Origin of the sequence: Glycomyces sp. NPDC047010 (genome assembly GCF_040644205.1) — a bacterium.
Classification (GTDB): domain Bacteria; phylum Actinomycetota; class Actinomycetes; order Mycobacteriales; family Micromonosporaceae; genus Glycomyces.
The window spans coordinates 82,886-104,138 of sequence record NZ_JBEYVY010000004.1; the positions used below are offsets into that span (position 1 = coordinate 82,886).

The 21,253-nt window shown below is 71.4% G+C and carries 18 protein-coding genes and 1 tRNA gene; 9 read left to right on the forward strand and 10 right to left on the reverse strand.

The features are described 5' to 3' along the window. Positions 1–60 precede the first annotated feature (60 nt). On the forward strand, positions 61–999 hold the full coding sequence (locus tag AB0A65_RS09510) for a cation diffusion facilitator family transporter (protein ID WP_359948974.1): 939 nt from the start codon (positions 61–63) through the stop codon (positions 997–999). A 40-nt stretch (positions 1,000–1,039) separates the two neighbouring features. On the opposite strand, the gene AB0A65_RS09515 is transcribed toward AB0A65_RS09510, so the two are convergent. Beyond that, a tRNA-Val gene (locus AB0A65_RS09515) sits at positions 1,040–1,114 on the reverse strand. Positions 1,115–1,306: 192 nt separating this feature from the next. Here AB0A65_RS09515 and AB0A65_RS09520 point away from each other — a divergent pair. After that, on the forward strand, positions 1,307–3,616 hold the full coding sequence (locus tag AB0A65_RS09520; RefSeq protein ID WP_359948977.1) for a rhamnogalacturonan lyase: 2,310 nt from the start codon (positions 1,307–1,309) through the stop codon (positions 3,614–3,616). Between the two features lie 243 nt (positions 3,617–3,859). After that, a complete protein-coding gene (locus AB0A65_RS09525; protein ID WP_359948979.1) occupies positions 3,860–6,097 on the forward strand; it encodes a hypothetical protein in 2,238 nt (745 codons plus the stop codon). Between the two features lie 93 nt (positions 6,098–6,190). Here the strand turns inward: AB0A65_RS09525 and AB0A65_RS09530 are convergent, their stop codons facing one another. Together AB0A65_RS09530 and AB0A65_RS09535 are read right to left on the reverse strand one after the other, a co-directional pair. Further along, positions 6,191–7,222, reverse strand: a complete 1,032-nt coding sequence (locus AB0A65_RS09530) for an ABC transporter substrate-binding protein (RefSeq protein WP_359948982.1) — start codon at positions 7,220–7,222, stop codon at positions 6,191–6,193. A 136-nt stretch (positions 7,223–7,358) separates the two neighbouring features. Continuing rightward, entirely contained in the window at positions 7,359–8,372 is a 1,014-nt protein-coding gene (locus AB0A65_RS09535) for an ABC transporter substrate-binding protein (protein ID WP_359948985.1), read from the reverse strand. Positions 8,373–8,469: 97 nt separating this feature from the next. Between AB0A65_RS09535 and AB0A65_RS09540 the strand changes: the two genes are divergently transcribed. Genes AB0A65_RS09540 through AB0A65_RS09550 form a run of 3 tightly spaced genes read left to right on the forward strand, consistent with a single transcriptional unit; the run spans position 8,470 to position 11,359 of the window. Continuing rightward, the gene (locus AB0A65_RS09540) at positions 8,470–9,543 is read left to right on the forward strand and encodes an iron ABC transporter permease (RefSeq protein WP_359948988.1); all 1,074 of its coding nucleotides are present in this window, start codon (positions 8,470–8,472) and stop codon (positions 9,541–9,543) included. After that, the gene (locus tag AB0A65_RS09545) at positions 9,540–10,565 is read left to right on the forward strand and encodes an iron chelate uptake ABC transporter family permease subunit (protein ID WP_359948991.1); all 1,026 of its coding nucleotides are present in this window, start codon (positions 9,540–9,542) and stop codon (positions 10,563–10,565) included. The genes AB0A65_RS09540 and AB0A65_RS09545 overlap by 4 nt, the downstream gene beginning before the upstream one ends. Further along, on the forward strand, positions 10,562–11,359 hold the full coding sequence (locus AB0A65_RS09550; protein WP_359948994.1) for an ABC transporter ATP-binding protein: 798 nt from the start codon (positions 10,562–10,564) through the stop codon (positions 11,357–11,359). Before AB0A65_RS09545 ends, AB0A65_RS09550 begins: the two co-directional genes overlap by 4 nt. Here AB0A65_RS09550 and AB0A65_RS09555 read toward each other — a convergent pair. From AB0A65_RS09555 to AB0A65_RS09570, 4 genes are all read right to left on the reverse strand, one after another. Then, positions 11,325–12,476: a low temperature requirement protein A gene (locus tag AB0A65_RS09555; RefSeq protein ID WP_359948996.1), complete on the reverse strand. Its 1,152-nt coding sequence runs from the start codon at positions 12,474–12,476 to the stop codon at positions 11,325–11,327. The two genes, AB0A65_RS09550 and AB0A65_RS09555, sit on opposite strands and share 35 nt — an antisense overlap. A gap of 40 nt (positions 12,477–12,516) precedes the next feature. Continuing rightward, entirely contained in the window at positions 12,517–13,728 is a 1,212-nt protein-coding gene (locus AB0A65_RS09560; RefSeq protein ID WP_359948999.1) for an FAD-dependent monooxygenase, read from the reverse strand. A 101-nt stretch (positions 13,729–13,829) separates the two neighbouring features. Beyond that, a complete protein-coding gene (locus tag AB0A65_RS09565; RefSeq protein WP_359949002.1) occupies positions 13,830–15,221 on the reverse strand; it encodes an ATP-binding protein in 1,392 nt (463 codons plus the stop codon). 3 nt (positions 15,222–15,224) lie between these two features. Continuing rightward, positions 15,225–15,986 carry a response regulator transcription factor gene (locus tag AB0A65_RS09570; RefSeq protein ID WP_359949005.1) on the reverse strand — a complete coding sequence of 254 codons (762 nt, stop codon included), beginning with the start codon at positions 15,984–15,986 and terminating at the stop codon, positions 15,225–15,227. 216 nt (positions 15,987–16,202) lie between these two features. On the opposite strand from AB0A65_RS09570, the gene AB0A65_RS09575 reads away from it, so the two are divergent. Continuing rightward, positions 16,203–17,054: an SDR family oxidoreductase gene (locus AB0A65_RS09575; RefSeq protein WP_359949008.1), complete on the forward strand. Its 852-nt coding sequence runs from the start codon at positions 16,203–16,205 to the stop codon at positions 17,052–17,054. Between the two features lie 28 nt (positions 17,055–17,082). On the opposite strand, the gene AB0A65_RS09580 is transcribed toward AB0A65_RS09575, so the two are convergent. The 3 genes from AB0A65_RS09580 to AB0A65_RS09590 form a co-directional block, all read right to left on the reverse strand. Continuing rightward, the gene (locus AB0A65_RS09580) at positions 17,083–17,529 is read right to left on the reverse strand and encodes a hypothetical protein (protein WP_359949011.1); all 447 of its coding nucleotides are present in this window, start codon (positions 17,527–17,529) and stop codon (positions 17,083–17,085) included. 78 nt (positions 17,530–17,607) lie between these two features. Further along, positions 17,608–18,618 (reverse strand): S-adenosylmethionine:tRNA ribosyltransferase-isomerase, encoded by a 1,011-nt coding sequence (locus AB0A65_RS09585; RefSeq protein ID WP_359949014.1) that lies wholly within the window; start codon positions 18,616–18,618, stop codon positions 17,608–17,610. Beyond that, positions 18,615–19,322: an SDR family oxidoreductase gene (locus tag AB0A65_RS09590; protein WP_359949017.1), complete on the reverse strand. Its 708-nt coding sequence runs from the start codon at positions 19,320–19,322 to the stop codon at positions 18,615–18,617. The genes AB0A65_RS09585 and AB0A65_RS09590 overlap by 4 nt, the downstream gene beginning before the upstream one ends. A gap of 124 nt (positions 19,323–19,446) precedes the next feature. Between AB0A65_RS09590 and AB0A65_RS09595 the strand changes: the two genes are divergently transcribed. Together AB0A65_RS09595 and AB0A65_RS09600 are read left to right on the forward strand one after the other, a co-directional pair. Continuing rightward, positions 19,447–20,583, forward strand: a complete 1,137-nt coding sequence (locus tag AB0A65_RS09595) for a GAF domain-containing sensor histidine kinase (protein WP_359949020.1) — start codon at positions 19,447–19,449, stop codon at positions 20,581–20,583. After that, positions 20,576–21,196: a response regulator transcription factor gene (locus AB0A65_RS09600; RefSeq protein ID WP_359949023.1), complete on the forward strand. Its 621-nt coding sequence runs from the start codon at positions 20,576–20,578 to the stop codon at positions 21,194–21,196. Before AB0A65_RS09595 ends, AB0A65_RS09600 begins: the two co-directional genes overlap by 8 nt. Positions 21,197–21,253 lie beyond the last annotated feature (57 nt).

Genomic DNA, 21,253 nt, shown 5'->3' on the forward strand with positions numbered 1-21,253 from the left:
AGCGTCGGCCATATACATGCAAGCATTGCAATATGACATTGATTTTGAAAGTGAGTTTCAATGGGCCACGGACACGACCACGGCGCCACCGCCCACGCGGGCGGGCGCCACGCCTGGAGACTGCGGGCCGCGCTCGCGCTGATCGGCGTCTTCTTCGTGGTCGAACTCGTCTTCGGCCTGATCTCGGGCTCGCTGTCCCTGCTCTCCGACGCCGGCCACATGGCCGCCGACGTCACCACCCTCACCGCCGCCCTGGTCGCCACCCGCCTCGCCGTCCGCCCCGACACCACCGGCCGCCGCTCCTACGGCTCCTACCGCGCCGAGATGTTCGCCTCCGCCTTCGCGGTCCTCGTCATGCTCGGCGTCGCCGTCTACATCGTGGTCGAGGCCATCGGCCGCATCGGCGCCTCCCCGGAGATCGAAGTCGGCCCGATGCTCGTCGTCGGCGCCCTCGGCCTCGCCGTGAACATCGCCGCGATGGCCCTCCTGCGCGAGGGCGCGGGGGACAGCCTCAACGTCAAGGGCGCCTACCTGGAGGTCATGGCGGACACCGCAGGCTCGGTCGGCGTCATCATCGCCGGCATCCTCGTTGCGACCACCGGAAACGCCTTCTGGGACACCGGAGTGGCCCTCGCGATCGGCGTCTTCGTAGTGGCCCGCGCGCTTCCCCTGGGCCGCCAGGTCCTCGCGATCCTCGCCCAGCACGCCCCGCCCGGGGCCGAACCCGCCAAGGTCGCCGACGCCCTCGCCGCCATCGACGGCGTCCGCGAGGTCCACGACGTCCACGTCTGGACCCTCACCTCCGGCATGCACGTCGCCACCGCCCACCTCGTCACCGCCCCCGGCACCGACGACCACACCGTCCTCGACCGCGCCCAGAACCTCCTCCGCGAAGACTTCGCCATCGCCCACCCCACCGTCCAGGTAGAACCCGCATCCCACGCCCAATGCGACGAACCCGGCCGCTGCGAGGTCCCCGCCGAACCCCACCACCCCTAGGCACAAAAAATGCCACCGGCTTTCGCTGGTGGCATTTCCATGGTGCTCGATACTGGGATCGAACCAGTGACCCCTCGCGTGTGAAGCGAGTGCTCTCCCGCTGAGCTAATCGAGCGCGACGAGGGGTAACTGTACCGGAGTGCGGCGGGGTGGGATGCGGTGGGGTGGGGGCGGTGTCGGGGCTCACCGGGGGGTTCTTGACAGGGCTTGCCAAGGTTGATAGGTTTCGATGCGTTAAATCGTTTCAATTGAGGTGCGGGCGTCCCCCTCGACGCAGCGGCCTCGTAGGAATCGAGGAGCCCCTTCGATGCATCCCCCCACAAGATTTCGCAGGGCCGTGGCCGTGGCGCTGGTCGGCGTGCTGGCCGGCGCCGGTTTCACCGCCTCTGCGCAGGGCCACAATGGCGGCCGCCACGACGAGATCCAACTGGAGGACCTGGACCGCGGCCTGGTCGCCGCGGTCACCGGCGACGGCGTGTTCCTGAGCTGGCGCCTGCTCGCGGATGAGGTCACCGGTTATAACGATTCAGGACTGGAAGGAGCGGTGTTCAAGGTCTACCGAGACGGCCGGAAGATCGCCACCGTCACTGACTCCACCAACTACCTCGACACCGCGGGCGACGCGGACGCCGAGTACAAGGTCGTCGCCGTCAAGCGCGGCCGCGACGACGTCTCCGACACCGTCTCCCCCTGGGCCGACGGCTACCTGGACGTCCCGCTCCAGAAGCCCGCCGACGGGGTCACCCCCGCGGGCGAGGCGTACACCTACAAGGCCAACGACATCAGCCCCGGCGACCTCGACGGCGACGGCGACTACGAGTACGTCGTCAAGTGGGACCCCTCGAACTCCAAGGACGTCTCCCAGGTCGGCTACACCGGCAACGTCTACCTCGACGCGTACACGCAGGAGGGCGAACTCCTCTGGCGCATCGACATGGGCGTCAACATCCGCGCCGGCGCGCACTACACGCAGTTCGACGTCTACGACTTCGACGGCGACGGCAAGGCCGAGGTCATGATGAAGACCGCGCCGGGCACCAAGACCACCTCGTACGTCAAGGACCGCGAGCAGTACATCACCCTGCCCCGCGACGACCGCCGCGCTGGGGTCACCCACCAGGACGACTACCGACTCTCCGCGGACGGCTACTACGACCACCTCGTGGACATGTTCCGCGGCTGGGACCAGCACCCCGAGGTGCTGAACGGCGACTGGCCCGCCACCATCGAGGCCGCGCTCGGCGCCGACGCCCAGTTCGACTTCTCCTACCCGCTCTCGCAGGCGGACGCGGAGACCCTCGCCGACTACTTCATCGACGTCTACGCGCCGTCCCGCTCCGCGAGGAATCAGCTCCGCAACTTCCAGGGCTTCATCGTGGACGGACCGGAGTACCTCACGGTCTTCAACGGCCGCACCGGCCTTGAGATGGACACGGTCGACTTCCCGGTCGAACGCGGCGACGACGGCCTCCTGTGGGGGGACTACGCGATGGCCCGCATCGAGCCGGGCAACCGGGTCGACCGGTTCCTCTCCGGCGTCGCCTACCTCGACGGCGAGCACCCGAGCGCGATCTTCGCGCGCGGCTACTACACCCGCTCCACCGTCACCGCGATCGACTGGGACGGAAGGCACCTGACGCAGCGCTGGCAGGCCGACTCCGGGCACGCCCCGATGTCGAACCCGTTCAACGACGGCCCGCACGGCGTCGAGGGCCCCGACCCCGAGTGGGGGACCCTCACCACCCAGGGCGACCACTTCATGCAGGTCGCCGACGTGGACGGCGACGGCAAGCAGGAGATCATCTACGGCGCCGCCACACTGGACGACGACGGCTCGCTCCTGTACTCCTCCTACGACACCATGCCGGAGGGCTCGGCGAACCCGGGCGCCTGGGCGAAGCTCGGGCACGGGGACGCGCTGCACGTCGGCGACTTCGACCCCGACCGGCCGGGCCTGGAGATCTTCTCGGTCTTCGAGGGCGGCACGTGGGCGCCGTACGGCTACGCGATGCGCGACGCGGCGACCGGCGAGGTCCTGTGGGGCGGCTACACCGGCCGCGACACGGGGCGCGGGATGGTCGGCGACATCGACCCGTCGATCCCCGGGATCGAAGCCTGGGCGGGCCTCCCGCCGGACCAGGCCGGGAACCCCGAGGGCCTGTTCACCGTCACCGGCGAGCAGATCGAGGGCGCCGCGCCGGGCACGAACATGAGCATCCGCTGGGACGCCGACCTGACGACCCAGCTCGTCCACGGCGCAGACGCCGCCACCGTCGAGGAGACGACGATCCGCGACTACCAGGACGGCGTGGTCCTCGACGCCGCCGGGACCCTGACGAACAACTACACCAAGGGCAACCCGGGCCTCGTGGCCGACGTGCTCGGCGACTGGCGCGAGGAGCTCCTGGTCCGCACCAGCGACTCCAGCGCCATCCGGATCTTCACGTCCACGGAGGTCACCGACCACAAGCTGTTCACGCTGATGCACGACCCGCAGTACCGCGTGGGGGTCGCGAACCAGCAGACCACCTACAACCAGCCGCAGTACACGAGCTTCTACCTGGCCTCGGACATGGACTTCGGCGACGTGCGGGTGCCCGACTACTACACGCCGTGAGCTAGACGGCGACAGATGAGATGAGGAACGGAGGCGGGGCCTGCGCGGGCCCCGCCTCCATTTCGTACGGTGGCGTGCGCGGTCCCGCCGAGCTGCGGCGTTGCCGAATCGAGACGTGGGATGATACGAGGAATTCACCTGGAGGTCTTGCGCAGGCCCAGGTGTTGCGGTTGAGTGAGTACCGCCCCATCACCAGCTTTCGGCGCCGTGCGCGCCGGGCGACAAGAGCATTGGAGCTTCCCCGTGCAGTCCCTCAGACGGCGTGCCCGACTCGCGGCGGCGGCCGCGGGCGCGGTCATCATCGGCGCCTCCGGGTTCCTCTTCGCGTCCTCGGCGCAGGCCCAGGCCGACATCGTCCACATCGGCGCCGTGCAAGGCTCGATCGCGGACGGCGACACCGACTTCTCCTCGCCCCTCGCAGGCCAGACCGTGTACGTCCAGGGCGTCGTCACCCAGGAGACCCTGGACCCGTCCGGGAACAAGGGCTTCTTCCTCCAGGAGCGCGCCGACGCGACCGACGGCGACGCGAACTCCTCGGACGGCATCTTCGTGTTCAACAACCAGTACTCGACGCTGCGGACCCTCGCCGGGTCTCCCGCGCGCGAGGAGCTGGGCGCCAACTGGACCGTGAACGTGGGCGACGAGATCGTCCTGCGCGGCGTCGTCGGCTCCTACTTCGGGAACATCCAGTTCTCCGGCGGCTCCGCGTACGTCTACGACGTCGTGGAGACCGGCCTCGACCCGCTCGCCGAGGTCGAGTCCGTGGAGGTCGACCCGCCGGACGACGCGAAGGCGTCCCTGGAGTACATGCGCCGCCACCTCGGCATGCAGATGACCGTCCCGGCCGAGTCCGTGGTGACCGCGGGCCGCGACGTGTTCTCCTCCGGCGGCGAGGTCTGGGCCATGCGCGGCGATTCCGAAGCGGCGCAGCAGGACGGCTACGCCGCCCGCGCCTACCGCGACGCGCACCCGCTCGACACCGTCGAAGGGAACTTCGACGACGGCAACGGCTACCTGTTCGTCATCGGCGACCTGGGCATCCGCGCCACCGAGGGCACCACCGAGTCGATCATCGCCCCCGCGAAGACCTACGACGTGATCACCGAGGCCGCCACCGGCGGCGTCTACCTCTCGTTCGCGAAGTACGCGGTCGAGGTCGCCGAGGACCTGGTCCTCGAAGGCGGCCTGGAGCCCGCGGACAACGAGCCCGTGGAGGCCGCGGGCAAGCACGAGGCGTCGATCGCCTCGTACAACATCGAGAACCTCTACGACACCCGCGACAACCCGAACTCGGGCTGCGACTTCGCGGGCAACACCGGCTGCACCGACCCCGAGGACCCCGAGGGGAACGTCAGCCCGCCGTTCGACTACGTGCCGGCGACCTACGCCGAGTACGAGGCCCAGCTCCAGCGCCAGGCCGCGCAGATCGTCGAGGACCTCCACAGCCCCGCGATCCTCATGACGCAGGAGGGCGAGGCCCAGGACGTCTGCTCGGTCAACCCGGCGTGGACGAAGCGCTCGGACCTCGGCGAGGACCGGCTCGTGTGCGACCTCGTAAACACCGGCGACGCGAACACCGGCGGCGACGGCGCGCCCGACTCGATCCAGGAGCTCGCGCTCGTCATCGCCGAGTACGGCGGCCCGACCTACCAGGCCGTGGGCGACCTCGACGCGGCCGACACCCGCGGCATCATGACCGGCTTCCTGTTCCAGCCCAAGCTGGTCGGCCTGTCGAACGTCAAGTCCTGGGACCCGGTCTTCGGCGACTCCCCGGAGATCGACTACCCGACCGAGGCCGACGCGATCAACGCGGACGTGCAGAACCCGAAGGCCCTGAACGCCTCGCTCCCGCAGGAGGTCATCGACCAATGCACGTCCTCGGGCGTGTTCGCGTGCAACGGCTACGACGTGTTCAGCCGCGCCGCGCAGGCCGCGAAATTCTACTTCAAGGACAAGCACGGCCGGAACATCGGTGAGATCTACCTGATCAACAACCACTTCTCGTCGAGCCCGAACACGCGCGTGCTGCACCGCACCGAGCAGGCGAACTACGTGGCGGCGATCAGCGCGACGATCCTGGACCACCAGCGCCGGGCGAAGGTCCTCGCGGGCGGCGACTTCAACGTCTTCCCGCGCCCCGACGACCCGTTCGCCGAGGGCCAGGTCATCGCGGGGGACTGGACCGGCCCGTCCGACCAGCTCGCCGGGATGTACGAGGACTCGGGGCTGTGCTCCCTGTACGACGTGCAGGTGGAGGACCACCCGGCGGCCGCGTACTCCTACACCTATGTGGGGCAGACGCAGACGCTCGACCAGATGTTCGCGTCCCCGGCGCTGCTGCGCGAGGTCGAGTGGACGGGTTCGGCGCACATCAACGCCGACTACCCGGCCGACGCGTGGGACTTCGGCGAGGAGCCCGCATACGGGCGCTACGGCGTCTCGGACCACGATCCTTCGGTCGTCGTCTTCGACATCAAGTAACGGCTGAGAGCAAGGCGAAGGGGCGGGGTCCACGCAGATCCCCGCCCCTTCTCACTTTGCATTCAGTTGTGGGAGATGAAGAACCGGTCTGCCTTAGACCAGCTTCTTCGCGTTCTTGATGGCCTCCGCCAGCGCCTCGATCGAGACGGCGGCGAGCCCGTACGAGTACATGGGCTCGGCCTCCCAGCCGACGACCTGTCCCTCCTGGACGGCCGGGAGGGCGGTCCAGGTCGGGAACTCGGTGAGCGCGTCGGGCTGGAGGGCCTGGATGCGGGAGTCGAGGAAGAGGACGTCGGCGGGGTACTTGTCGGCGTTCTCCCACGAGAGGCTCTCGAAGTAGCCGCCCTCGTCGAGGTTGTCGGGCTGCACGAAGTTGACGCCCAGCTCGGTGAAGAAGCGCATGTCGTTGCCCATGGCCGGGTTCGAGGCGTAGAAGACCTCGGCGGCCGCGGAGCACGCGAGCACGGTGACGGGGTTGGCGGCGGCGGCCTCGGTGAGGGCCGCGACGGCGGCGTCGTACCGCTCCTTGTTGGCGGTGTTCTCGTCGGAGGCGAGGTCGGCGCCGAGGCTCTCGGCGAGCTCGGCGTGGCGGCCGATGACGGCGTCGAGGGTGTTCGCGCCGTCGTCGGCGCTCAGGGCCACGACGTCGGCGAGCTCGGTGATGTTGGCCTTGGACTCCTCGGGGACGTACCAGAGGGTCGCGGGGTCGTAGTAGAAGTGGGTGAGCAGGACCTCGGGGCCCCAGCTGGCGTACGCCTCGACGTCGAACTCGCCGTAGGTGTTCCCGAAGACTTCGAGGTCGGCGACGGGGAGGTTCCCGGCCTGGCTGGTGGCGGTGCCGTCCTCGTTGGTGGTGGGGCCGAAGACGGCGGGGACCTCGATGCCGAAGTCGTACAGCGCGGCGGCCATGCCGGTGAACGCGACGAGCTTGGTGGGGACGTGGTCGAGCTCGGAGGTGACGGGCTGGTCGTCGGTGAACGACCAGGGGCCGGTCGACTCCTCGCCGGAGTCGGCGTCGTCGTCGCCGGAGCCGCAGGCGGCGAGGGCGCCGGTGAGGCCGAGGGCGCCGCCCCCGGCGAGCAGCCCGCGGCGGGCGAGCGTGACCTTGTCGGCATCGAAAGCCATGTGGATGTCTCCTTCGTGAAGGGCGGGGGGCCGGAACAGGCGGTCGGATTGCGGGACTGGCCCAGCCGAACCGAGGTTAGGCTAGCCTAACCAGATTGCGGGGTCCTGACCTGGGGTGCTCACGTGGCGTCAGCCACTAGAGCGCCTGACCGGACGTCAGCCCCTCGGCGATCCGCTCCAGTTCGATCGCGCCGCCGACGTGCGAGTACACCGGTTCGGCGTTCCACCCGTAGACCTGCCCGGCCGCGACCGCGGGGAGCGCGGCCCAGGTCGGGTAGTCCGACTCCAGCTGCTCGGCGGTGATGTTGCCGGTGCGGACGTCGAGGAAGATCACGTCGGCCGCGTACTTGTCGACGTTCTCCCAGGACAGGAGCTCCCAGTAGTTGTTCTGGTCGGGGTTCTCGGGGACCACGACGTCCACGCCGAGCTCGACGCTCTTGGCGAGCACGTTGAACGTCGGCGGGTTGGCGATGTACAGCCCGTCGGGCCACGCGCCCACGGCAAGCACCTTGAGCGGCTTCTCGGCGACGGCGGCGGCCACCGAGCCGGCGGCGTTCCCGAACCGCTCCACGGCCGCGGCGTTCTCCTCGGAGCCGAGGTCCGCGCCGAGTGCTTCGGCAAGGGCCGCATGGCGGTCGATGATCTGGTCGATCGTGGGCTTCGAGACCTCGATGCCGATGCCCGGCGCGAGCGACTCGACCTCTTCGAGCCGGTCCTCGGGCACGAACCACAGGTCGAAGCCCTCGTAGTAGTGGGACACGATGAGCTCGGGCCCGAGCTCGGCGTACTTCTCGACGTCGAACTCGCCCCAGGCGTTGCCGAGCACCGTCAGCTCCTCGACGGGCAGGCGCCCGGCCTGGAGGTCCGGCTGCCCGTCGGAGAGCGTGGTCGGCCCGAAGACCGCCGCGACCTCGACGCCGTAGTCGTACAGGGCCGCAGCGAGACCGGTGAACGCGACGACCTTGGTCGGCACCAGCGCGAGCTTGACGTCCTCGCCGCTGCGCTCGTCGAGGAAGGAGAACGGCTTGCCGTCGGGCGCGGTCTGCGCGGGGTCGTCCCCGCCGCCGCTGCACGCGGCCAGGAGGGACGCGGCGCCGAGGCCGCCCGAAGCGGCGAGCAGGCGGCGGCGGTCGAAGGCGGGGAGTGGCACGTCGAACTCCTTCAGAGGGTGAGCGGTCATGGCGGGGTGAGCGGTGGTTAGGTTAGCCTAAACAAAACCGCAGCCACTATCCCGCCGGAGACCGCACTTGTCAACCGCGCACCGCGCCCCCTCCGCACCGCCCTCACCGGCGGTCGAAGGCCCTAGGGACGCAAGCGAACCCGCGCCCCGCCCGCGCAACGCGCGCCGCATCACCGGCCTGGTGGTCCTCGTCGCCGTGATCGCGGTCCTCGCCGTCGCGAGCGTCGCCCTCGGCGCCCGCGCCATGGACCTCGGCCAGGTGTGGGCCGGGCTCACCGACCCCGGCTCGGACGCCTACCCCGTCGTCACCGAGCTGCGCCTGCCCCGCACCGCCCTCGGCCTCGCCGCCGGTGCCGCGCTCGGCCTCGCCGGGGCCCTCATGCAGGCCATGACCCGCAACCCCCTCGCCGACCCCGGCCTCCTCGGCGTCAACACCGGCGCCGCCGCCGCGGTCGTCACCGCCGCGTACTTCCTCGGCTTCTCCAGCTTCACGCAGACCATCGGGTTCGCGTTCCTGGGCGCCGCGGTCGCCACGGTCGCCACCTACCTCATCGCCGGGGCCGCCACCGCGACCCCCGCGCGGCTCGCGCTCGCGGGCGCCGCCGTCACCGCCGCCGGGTACGCGTACGTCTCCGCGATCCAGCTCATGGACGCCGCTTCCCTGGAGACCATGCGGTTCTGGTCGGTCGGCTCGCTCGTCAACGCCCACACCGCCCCGATCCTCCCCGTCGTGATCCTCATCGGCGTCGCGGGCGTCGTCGGCATCCTCCTCGCCCGGCCGCTCAACGCCCTCGCGCTCGGGGACGCCACCGCCACGGGCCTCGGCGTCGACCCGCGGGTCCTGCGCGTCGCCGGAATCGCCGCGATCACCGTGCTCGCCGGGACCGCGACGGCCGTGTGCGGCCCGATCGTGTTCGTCGGCCTGGTCGTCCCGCACGTCGTGCGGGCCTTCACCGGGCCCGACCAGAACTGGGTCCTGCCCTACTCGATGCTCACGGGCGCCGCGTTCCTCGTCCTCATGGACGTCATCGGCCGCCTCGCCGCCCGTCCCGCTGAGGTCCAGGTCGGCATCGTCTGCGCTGTCGTCGGCGGCCCGTTCTTCATCTACCTCGTCAGCCGCAGGAAGGTGGCCCGGCTGTGACCGTCATTCGCTTGGGCGGCATCTCGATCCGCCTGCGCCACCGCCTGCTCGCCGCGGTCCTCGGCTCCCTCGCCGCGCTCGTCGCCGTCGCGATGTGGTCGGCCGCAACGGGTTCCACGTCCCTCGGCCTCGAACGCGTCTGGTACGCCCTCATCGACCAGGGCACCAAAGGCGACGAGTTCATCCTCTGGACCCTCCGCCTCCCGCGCCTGACCACCGGCCTCGCCGTGGGCGCCTGCATGGGCCTCGCCGGGGCCCTGTTCCAGACCCTCACCCGCAACCCCCTCGGCAGCCCCGACCTCCTCGGCCTCACCCAGGGCGCCACCACCGGCGCGCTCATCGCCATCATCGTCACCGGCGCGTCCCTCCAGACCACTGCCGTCCTCGCCGCGGTCGGCGCGCTCGCCACCGGCCTCCTCATCTGGTCCCTGACGCGCGGCGGCGACCCCTCCGGGTACCGCCTCGTCCTCGTCGGCATCGGCGTCTCCGCGATCCTCGCCGGGATCAACGGGTACCTGCTCACCCGCACCACGATCATCGACGCGTTCCGCGCCGTCTACTGGCTCACCGGCGACCTCTCCGGCCGCGACTTCGGCCAGGCCGCCGCCGTCGGCATCGTCCTCGCCGCCGGGCTCATCGTCGTCGCGTTCCTGCACCGCGGCCTCGACTCCCTGCGCCTCGGCGAAGCCGCCGCCACCGGCCTCGGCGTCCACGTCGGCGCCACCCGCGTCACCGCGCTCGTCACCGCCTCCGTGCTCACCGCCGGGGCCGTCGCCGTCGCCGGACCGCTCGCGTTCGTCGCCCTCGCCGCGCCCCACATCGCCGCCCGCCTCACCGGCTCCACGCGCAGCTTCCTGTGCTCCGCGCTCGTCGGCGCCCTCATCGTGACGGCCGCCGACATGATCGCCGTCGCCGGCGTCGGCGACCGCCAGCTGCCCACCGGCGTCGTCACCGGCGTCGTCGGCGGCGCCTATCTCATCTGGCTGCTCATCGCCAACCGCAAGAAGGGGATCCTGTCGTGACCGCTAGCCCGCTCGCCGCCCGCGAGGCCACCCTCGGCTACGGCCGCCACGTCATCAGCGCGGACCTCACCGTGGACATCCCCGAAGGGGAGTTCACGGTCATCATGGGCCCCAACGCCTGCGGCAAGTCCACGCTCCTCAAGGCCCTCGCGCGGATGCTCAAGCCCTCCCACGGCACCGTCCTCCTCGACGGCAAGGACATCCACCACCAGCCCACCCGCGCCGTCGCCCGCCGCCTCGGCCTGCTCCCGCAGTCGCCGATCGCGCCCGACGGCATCACCGTCGCCGACCTCGTCGCCCGCGGCCGCTACCCCCACCAGGGCATCCTGCGCCAGTGGTCCGCCGAGGACGAGCGCGTCGTCGCCGAGGCCATGGACGCCACCGACATCGCCGACCTCGCGTCCCGCGGCGTCGACGAGCTCTCCGGCGGCCAGCGCCAGCGCGTGTGGATCGCGATGGTCCTCGCCCAGCAGACGCCGCTGCTCCTGCTCGACGAGCCCACCACCTACCTGGACATCACGCACCAGATCGAGGTCCTCGACCTGTGCGCGAAACTCCACCGCGAGGGCCGCACCCTCGTCGCGGTCCTCCACGACCTCAACCAGGCCGCGCGCTACGCCACGCACCTCATCGCGATGCGCGAGGGCGCGGTCGTCGCCGAGGGCGCCCCCGCCGACATCGTCACCGCCGAGACCGTCCAGGAGGTCTTCGACCTGCCCTGCCGGATCATCGACGACCCCGAGTCCGGGACGCCCCTGGTCATCCCGCGGGCGCTGGCCTCGGCGCCGCGCTAGACCGGCCCTCCAGCGCGAGCGCGCCGACCAGGACGACCACGACCGCGGCCAGTTGGAGCGCGGTGTTCGCGAGGCCGACCGGCGCGACCGCGAGCACGGCCGCGGCGAGCGCCACCCGCTCCCACGGCCGGGGCAGGCGCATCGCCCAGCGCAGTCCGGCCGTCCCGAGTAGGAACGCCGCGACGCCGCCCGACAGCAGCAGCGTCGACTCAAGGTCCAAGGGCGACAAGGCGTGCCCCACGGAGTGCTTCAGGCCCGCGGCGAACACGAGGATGCCGACGAGCACGGGGATGAACGCGTACGACAGGCCCGCGAGGACCTTCCGGACCCGCTTGACCTGGTCCTTCGTGGCCTTGAGCGCGTGCTCGGTCGCGGGCAGGTCCCGCACGAACAGCGACCACCACATGCACGCCCCGATCGCGAGGCCCAGCACCGCCGCGACCAGCAGGTCCGCGTCCACGGGCAGCCCGCGGGCGCCGATCCCGATCGCGACGACCGACTCGCCGAGGGCCACGAGCACGACGAGGCCGTGCCGCTCGGTGATGTGCGCGGGGTGGAGGTTGAGGCCGCGCTGGCCGTGCCAGATCGGGACGGACCACACGATGGCGGCGGCGAGCGCCCAGAACGAGTAGCGCCACGCCCCTTCGGGTCCGAGCTCGGCCGCGAACACGGCGGCGACCGCGGCGAGGTTCGCGATGAACACCGGACCGAACGCGCGGGCGGCCTGGAGGTACATGAGGCCGTGGACGAGCACGACGACGAGCATCCCGACGGCGATCCAGACGCTGCCGCCCTCGAACGCGGCGGGGATGGTGAGGGCCACGACGAGCCATCCGGCCATGGCGCACAGCAGGAGGATGCGGCGGGCGGGCCGCACGGGCGGGATGACGTTGGTGAGCCACGAGTACCCGGCGTACATCCACCACAGGAACCCGAACATGAGCACGGTCTGGAGCAGGCCGGTGAGGGGGTCGTGGGCGATGATCGCGGTGAACTGCGCGACGGTGAAGACGAAGATGAGGTCGAAGAACAGTTCGAGGGTGGAGACCGGGAGTTCGTCCTGGTCGGGCACGGGGTCGACGTGTTCGACGAACCAGCGGGGGAGGAGTCGGGTCACGGTCGCCGACATTAGCACGGGGCCGTGACCCGGCTCGCGATCATTTCTCGCGGTCGTGCACGGTGTAGTCGGGCAGGTCGATCGCGGTGGCCGCGCGGTGGATGGCCTTGACGACGGGCGCCATGAGCCGGTCCTTGCCGGGCAGGCGCGAGGCGAGCCTGAGGAACCCGATGCCGAAGCGCACCTGGGCTTCGCTCGCCATGACCATGCTCTTGACGTTCTTCGGGCCGAGCGCCTGGTTGGCCTCGGCGAACGGCCGCATCCGCTCCTCGTACGCCCCGAAGGCCCGCTCGTGGCCGCCGTCGCGGCCGAGTTCCCCGGCGAGGACGTAGGCGCCGACGAGCGCGAGGCTCGTGCCCTGCCCGGAGGCCGCGGAGGCGGCGTGCGCGGCGTCCCCGAGGAGCACGACGCGGCCCTGCGACCACTTGTCCATGCGGACCTGCGCGAGCGGGTCGAGGTACAGGTCCTCGGCGTCGGCGGCCGCTTCGAGGAGCTTGGGGACCTCCCAGCCCTCCCCGGCGTACGCGTCTTGCAGGACCTTCACCTGGCCCTCGCGGTCGCGCCGCTCGTCGCCGAGTCCGCTTGCGGTCCACAGGAACAGCGCGGTCGCGTCGTCGCTCCCGGCGGTGTTGTAGACGAGGGCGGTGCGCCCGGCGCCCACATAGGTCATCTCGCAGCGGTCGAGGCCGAGCGTGTTGGGGACGGTGCACGAGGCGACGCCGTAGCCGAGGTCCACGAGGTGGTCGCCCTCGAACGCGGCGCGGCGGGTCTTGGAGTGGAGCCCGTCGGCGCCCGCGACGAGGTCGAACCGCTCGCTGCGGCCGCTCTCGAACACGACGTCGATGCCGTCGGCGTCCTGCTCCAGGGAGGCGATCGAGTCGCCGAAGCGGTACTCCACGGTGTCGGCGGTCAGGCCGTGGATGAGCCGGGCGAGTGCGCCGCGGTGGATCTCGGCGTCGCCGTGGACGCGCCCGCCGAACGTGTCGGCGTCCATCGCGGCGGCCTTGCGGCCCTTGGCGTCCACGATGAACGCCTCCTGCATGTCGGTGCGCGCCTCGCGGATCGCGTCGAGGACGCCCATGCGCTCGACCACCGCGAGGGCGGCGCCGCGCACGTCGATCTTGTAGCCGCCGGGCCGCAGTGCGGGGGCGCGCTCGACCACGACGGGCGCGAAGCCCTCGGCGGCGAGCCAGTAGGCGAGGGTGGTGCCGGCGATGCCGGCACCGGAGATGAGCACGCGTGCAGCGGCCATGGGGGACTCCGTTTCGAGGGGGAGCGGTGGGCGGGTCCGCGGGTCTCAGCGTAGACCTCTGGCGCCCCTTGGGCCACTGGGGAGTCCGAACGGCGGGACGGCTATTCGAGCCGCGCGACCGGCAGTCTGACCTCGATCACGGTGCCGTCGCCCTCTTCGCTGTCGAGCTGGATGACCCCGCCGTGCGCGGCGACGATCGAGGACACGATGGACAGACCCAGCCCGGAGCCGCCGGTCGCGCGCGAGCGCGACGGGTCGGCCCGGTAGAACCGGTCGAAGACCTTCTGCCGGTGCTCGGCGGGGATGCCCGGCCCGTGGTCGGCGATCCGCACGACCGCCCAGCCGTCGTCGGCCTTCACGGACACGTCGATCGCGGTCCCGGCCGGGGTGTGGACGCGGGCGTTGGTCAGCAGGTTCACGAGCACCTGCCGCAGCTGGCCCTCGTTGGCCACCACAGTGACCGGCTCGGCCGCGGTCAGCGCCACCGGGTGCGTCGCGTCGGCCACCTCGGCGTCGTCAACGGCGTCCTGCGCGAGCTGCGCCAGCTCGACCAGCTCCCGGTCGCCGCCCACTTCCTCGTCGAGGCGCGAGAGCACCATGAGGTCGTCCACTAGCTTCGCGAGCCGCGCGTTCTCGGACCCGATCCGGTCCATCGCCCGGTCGAGCTTCTCGCCCTGCGCGGCCGCCCCGTTCTGGTACAGCTGCACGTACCCGCCGATCGCGGTCAGCGGCGTCCGCAGCTCGTGCCCGGCGTCGGCCACGAACTGCCGCAACCGCTCGTGCTGCCGGTCCCGCTGCGTGATCGCATCGGTCAGCCGCGACACCATCCGGTTGAGCGCCAACGAGAGGCGCCCCATCTCGGTCCGCGGGTCGGCGACGGTGATCCGGTGGTCGAGCCGCCCGGAGGCCACGGTCTCGGCGTCGTCCACCATGCGGTCCACGACGCGCAGGCCGCGGCGTGTGATGACCCATGCGGCGAGGATGCCGAGGACCGCGACGAGCAGGCCGGTGATGACGACGGTGCGGGTCATGGTCGAGATCGACGCCTGCACGTCGTTGATGGAGGTGGCGACCACGATCGTGTAAGTCCCGGGAACGCCGTTGAAGGAGCCTTCGACGCCGACCAGGGTCACCGCGCGGTAGGTGATGTCCTTGTCGGTGCTGTCGACGGTGAAGTAGCTGCTCTCGGTCGGCGGCGAATCGATGTCGGGAAGCGAGTACGGTGCATCGCGGTACCCGGCCGACCGGCTGCCGAGGAGCTCACCGGACTCGCTGAAGATCAGGACCGCGAACTCGTTGTAGGGGATCTCGTCGGCGTCCCCGTAGCCCGGGTCGGTGCGGATGCCGCCCTGCTCGATGAGGCCGTGGAGCTTCTGGTCGACCTGGTTCGTGAGCTTGGTGGACAGCGTCTGCACGGTCACGAAGCCGATGATCGCGACGGCCACGATGAGCAGGACCGCCATCGCTGCGGCGATCTTCGTTCTGATGGCCACGGGCTACTCCTGGGGCGGGCGGAGCATGTAGCCGACGCCGCGGACCGTGTGGATGAGGCGCGGGCCGAGCTTGTCGAGCTTGCGGCGCAGGTAGAACACGTACGTCTCGGCGAGGCTCGACTCGGTCTCGAAGTCGTAGCCCCACACCTGCTTGAGCAGCTCGGACTTGGACACCACGCGCCCGGCGTTCGCCGCGAGGTAGCGCAGGAGGCGGAACTCGGTGGGGGACAGGTCGATCGTCTTGCCGTCGCGGGTCACCTGGTGCGCGGCGAGGTCGAGGATCAGGTCGGCGACCGCGACGGTGTCGGCGGGTTGGCTCGACGCGGCCTCGCGGCCCAGGGTGCGGCGCAGCACGGCCGAGACGCGCAGCGACAGCTCCTCCAGCCGGAACGGCTTCATGAGGTAGTCGTCGCCGCCGGAGCCGAAGCCGTCGCGCAGGTCGTCGGGGGCGGTGCGGGCGGTGAGGAAGATGATCGGGGTCGCGTCGCCGGAGGCGCGCAGGCGGTCGGCGACGCCGAAGCCGTCGAGGCCCGGCATGTTCACGTCGAGGATCACCAGGTCGGGCCGCACGGCCTCGACCGAGGTCAGCGCCTCGGTGCCGCTGCGCGCCGCGCTCACGGTGTACCCCTGGAACGAGAGGGCTTCGACCAGCAGGTCTGCCAGGCTCTCCTCGTCGTCGACGACCAGGAGACGCGCCGGGGACCCGTCGCCCCGGAGCGGCACCGCAGGCGGTACGGCACCGGCTGGCCCGCTGGTCGAAGTCATCCACCGCTCCTCAGTACTCGTGCAAGACCCTTTGTGGTTGCCCAGCCTATTTCACCGTTTCCGGCGGTGACAGGGTTAGCGACCGTTTCCAGGGGACTTCCGCACCCGCTCACAGCAGACGTTCAGGAAACCGCCGGAGTGTCGTCGCCGCCCAGCTTCCCCCTGAAGTTACTTTCCAGTAATATTCGGGGGAGTCGAACGTATGGAGGCATAGCAATGGAGCTAGACGTCAGGGCCGCCCTGGTCAAGGACCACCCCCTCAACGGGCGCGCGGCATTCGTCACGGGCGCCAGCCGCGGCATCGGCGCGGCCATCGCCGTCGCGCTCGGCGCCGCCGGGGCGAAGGTCGCGCTGTTCGCCAAGACCGGCGAGCCGCACCCGAAACTCCCCGGCACCCTCTACGAGACCGCCAAGGCCGTCGAGGCCGCGGGCGGCCAGGCCCTCCCGATCGTCGGCGACCTGCGCGACGCCGAGTCCGTGGCCGCCGCGGTCGACCGGGCCGCCGCCGAGTTCGGGGGGCTCGACGCCTGCGTCAACAACGCCTCCGCGCTCGACCTCACCGGCATCGGCGAGCTCTCGCTCAAGAAGTTCGACCTCATCGCGGGCGTCAACCTCCGCGGCACCTTCGCGACCGTCAGCGCCGCCCTCCCGCACCTGCGCGAATCCGGCCACGCCCACCTGCTCACCGTCAGCCCGCCGCTGAACACCGACCCGCGCTGGTTCTCCGGCGGCCCCTACACGGCCACCAAGTACGGCATGACGATCATGACCCTCGGCGCCTCCGAGACCGAACCCGGAATCGGCGCGAACTGCCTGTGGCCCAGGACGACCATCGCCACCGCCGCCGTCGAGTTCGCCCTCGGCGGGCAGCCGATGCTCGACCGCTCCCGCAAGCCCGAGATCGTCGCCGACGCGGCGCTGGCGATCCTCGCGAAGGACCCGAACGCCTACACCGGCAACGCGGTCATGGTCGAGGACCTGCTCGCGGACGAGGGGATCACCGACCTGGACGGCTACTCGGTCGTGCCCGGGACGACGGACTTCCAGCCGGACATCTACGTCGACTAGAGGCGGGGCCGACCGGGGCGGCGGCGGGCTAGCGGGCCTGCCGCCGGTCCGATTCGGTCAGGGTCTCCTGCGCGCTGTGCTGCTGGCGCCGATGCGCCCGGAACTGCGCGGGGACCCTGGCGAGGACCACCAGGGCGAGCGCGGCGAGGACCGCCGCGACGATCACGCCGGGGACGCTCCAGCCGGTGGGCACCGTCTCGAACTCGCCGACCTCGATGCAGGCGGCCTTGACGACCCCGGCGCCGTCGGTCGTCTCGCACACTTCGGTCGGCTGGACCTGCTCGCCCCGGTACATGAGCACCTGCTCGTCGCCGGGCACCGCCGGGATGAAGACGAGCACGGCGATCGCCAGTGCGAGCAGCGAGCAGAAGAGGGCGACGCCGGGCGTGTCGCCGATGAGCGACAGGCGCCGCCGCACGGGCGCGCTGCCCGAGACCAGCGGGCCGTCGTTCTCGAATTCGAATCGGCGGGGCATGCCCTGATGCTACTGCGCGGCGCCGACCTGCACGGTCCCCCGTGACCGGGCCCTCACCCGGGCCCGGTCACGGGTCGCTCAGGCGATGAGGTGGACGTCGCCGAACTCGTGCCACAGGTACTTCGCCTCGATCGCGGCCGCGTACGAGTCGCGCAGCAGGCCGGTCGGGCAGATCGCCTCCAGCATCGACAGGTGGGTCGAGCGCGGCTCGTGGAAGCCCGTGAGCAGGCCGTCCACGACGGCGACCGGGTCGGCGGTGGAGACGATCCGCTCGGTGTGGCCCGAGGTGCCGACGACGCGGCCGTCCTCCACGGCGCTCTCCAGGGCCCGCACCACGGTCGTGCCGACGGCGATGACGCGCCCGCCCGCGGCCTTCGCGCCGTTCACGGCCCGCGCCGTGTACTCGCCGACCTCGAACCACTCCGGGTACGGGTCCTCGTCGCTCTCCAGCGACGCGACCCCCGTGTGGAGCGTGATGGGCGCGATCCCGACCCCGGCCGACACCAGGCGCGTGACGATCTCCGGCGTGAACGGCCTTGCGGCGCTGGGCATCTCGGCCGATCCCGGCACGGTCGCGAACGCGGTCTGGTAGGCGCTGACGGGCCACTGCTCCTCGACGTACGAGTAGCGGATGGGCCTGCCGTACCGCGCGAGGTAGTCCGGCACGGACGCGAACGGCGGGCGAACCACCCAGAGCCGCTTGCCGAAGCGCCGCTCCAGGTACAGCTGGTAGCCGCCGGGGAGGTCGACGATCCGGCCCAGGACGTCCCCGAGGTACGGCTTGTCGCGGTCGCGCAGCTCCACGAGCCACGACCCGTCGGGCCGCACCGAGGAGAAGTGGACGCGCAGGCCCTGGCGGGTGACGACCGCGGCCGGGAGCGTCCCGGAGTTGTTGACGACGAGGAGGTCCCCGGGGCGCACGAGCGCCGGGAGGTCCTCGAAGTGGCGGTGGGTGATCGCGCCGGTGGCCTTGTCGGTCACCAGCATCCGCACGTCGGAGCGGCCGGTGCCGCGGGCTTCGGCGGGCCGGCGCGCCTCCAGGGCGGCGTCGAGCGCGAATGCGAACGGCTCGGTCAACGTGGTGCTCATTCCCCTGTCCCCTCTCGGCTGTCCTCTTTGAACTGATTCGCCTCGTAGCGGCCGCTCTCGGGTCGCGCCTCCACGAGCCGCACGATCGCGGCCGCCGCGTCGGCGGGGTCCCCGGCCTCGGCTGCGTCGGCCTCGCCCACGGCGTCGGCGAGCATCTGCGTGCGCATCTCGCCGGGGTCGACGGCCCACACGCGCACGGCGGGCTCCTCCGCGGCGAGCACGTTCGACAGCTGGTCCAGTGCGGCCTTCGACGCCCCGTAGACGCCCCAGGTCGCGTACGGGCCGGTCGCGGCGTCCGACGAGATGTTCACGACGGCGCCGCCGCGCTCGCGCAGCGACGGGAGGGCGAGCTGCACCAGGTGGAGCGGGACGCGCATGTTCAGCTCGAACACCTCGGGGAGCCGGGACAGGTCGGCGTCGGCGAGCGTCGGCAGCGGCACCTCGCCGAGCGTGGACGCGTTGTTGACGAGCAGGTCGATCCGGCCGTCCGCCAAGGCGATCAGGCGCTCGCGGTGCTCGGCGTCGTACGCCAGGTCGCCGGCGATGTACTCGGCGCCGAGGCGGTCGGCGGCCGCTTTGAGGCGGGCCTCGCCGCGGGCGGTGAGGACCAGGTTCCAGCCGTCGGCGGCGAGCCGCTCGGCGAGGGCCAGGCCGAGTCCGGCGGACGCCCCGGTGACGACTGCGGTTCGGGTTTCATCGGTCATGCCGCCGACGCTATTGCCGCCCGGGGCCGCGCACATCGGCCCGAGGTCGCGGTCGGTCCCGGTCCGGTGGTCTTAAGACCAGCGACCGAGCCGCGGGCGCCCGATCCTGGGTTAGATTCGTGCCGTGACCGCCTCCCACTCTGATCCCGCCGCCCTGCTGCACGAGGTGTCGGCGGCCGTCGGCGCGATCACCCGGCACCTGTCCGTCCACCAGGTCCTCGAAGTGATCGTCTCCTCGGCCCGGCGCCTCGTCGGCGCCGACTACGCCGCGATCGGCATCCCCGACGACGACGGCGGGTTCGCCGAGTTCATCACCGACGGCATCGGCGAGGAGCAGCGCCTGGAGATCGGCCCGCTGCCGCGCCAGCACGGGATGCTCGCCGCGATCCTCACCGAGACCGAGCCGATCCGCCTCGACGACCTGCGCCGCGACCCGCGCTTCCGCTGGTGGCCCAAGGCCCACCCGGCGATGAGTGCGCTCCTCGGCGTCCCGATCCGCGACGGGGAGCAGATCCTCGGCATCGTCGTCCTCACCAACGACCTCGGGCGGCCCGGGTTCACCGCGGCCGACACCGACCTCATCGAACTCCTCGCCTCCCACGCGGCCATCGCGATCACCAACGCCCGCCTGTACGAGCGCAGCCGCGAGCTCACCGTGGTCGAGGAGCGCAACCGCCTCGCCCGCGAACTCCACGACGCCGTCATGCAGCGCCTGTTCTCCCTGCGCCTCTCCGCCCGCGCCGCAGGGAAACTCCTCCCCGAGGACCCCGCCGCCGCCCGCGAGCGCCTCGACGAGGTCGAGCAGCTCGCCGCCGAGGCCGTCGCCGAGCTCCGCGGTGTCATCGTGGAACTGCGGCCCGCCGACCTCGACGCCCACGGCCTGGTCGAGACCCTCCGGCGCCACACCACGCTCCTCGACCGCCTCCACGACACCAACGTCCACTTCGCGGTCCGCTCCCCGGTGGACCTCTCCCGCGACGGCGAGGTCGAAGTGCTCCGGCTCGTCCAGGAGGCCCTCGGCAACGCGTTCCGGCACGCCAGGGCCCGCAACGTGACCCTCACGATCGAGTCCGAGCGCATCACGGTCGCCGACGACGGCCTCGGCTTCGACGCCGACGAGGCCGCCACCCGCGGTCTCGGCCTCCTCTCGATGCGCGAGCGCGCCAAGGCCCTCGGCGGCGACCTGCGCCTCGCCACCGCCCCCGGCGAGGGCACCGTCGTCACCCTCATCCTGGACACCGAAAGGGACGGCCGTGACTGACCCGATCCGCCTCCTCCTCGTCGACGACCACCCCGTCGTCCGCCGCGGCCTGCGCGGCTACCTCGAACTCGAACCCGACCTCGCCGTCGTCGGCGAAGCGGGCGACGGCGAAGAGGCCCTCGCCGCCATCGCCGCCCTCGACCCCGACGTGGTCCTCCTCGACCTCAAGATGCCCGGCCTCGACGGCCAGGGCGTCCTCGACCGCCTCGGCGACACCCGCGCCAGGGTCCTCGTGCTCACCTCGGCCACCGACGCCGAACGCGTCCCCGCGGCCATCACCGCCGGCGCCGCCGGGTTCGTCTACAAGGACATCGACCCCGACGCCCTCGCCAGCGCCATCCGCACCGTCCACTCCGGCCAGCTCCTCCTGGCCCCGGTCGCCATGCGCGGCCTGATGAACGGCTCCACCGGCCCCGCCGCCCCCAACCTCACCCCCCGCGAGAGCCAGGTCCTCGGCCTCATCGCCAAGGGCCAGACCAACCGCCAGATCGCCCGCGCCCTCGGCGTCTCCGAGAAGACCGTCAAGACCCACGTCACCAACCTCCTCCGCCGAATAGGCGCCGCCGACCGAACCCAGGCCGCCCTCTGGGCGGTTCGCCACGGCATCGGCTGACCTCGATCCACGACAGTCTCTTGTGCTGTCACTCTCAGTGATTCCCTACGGTCTGCT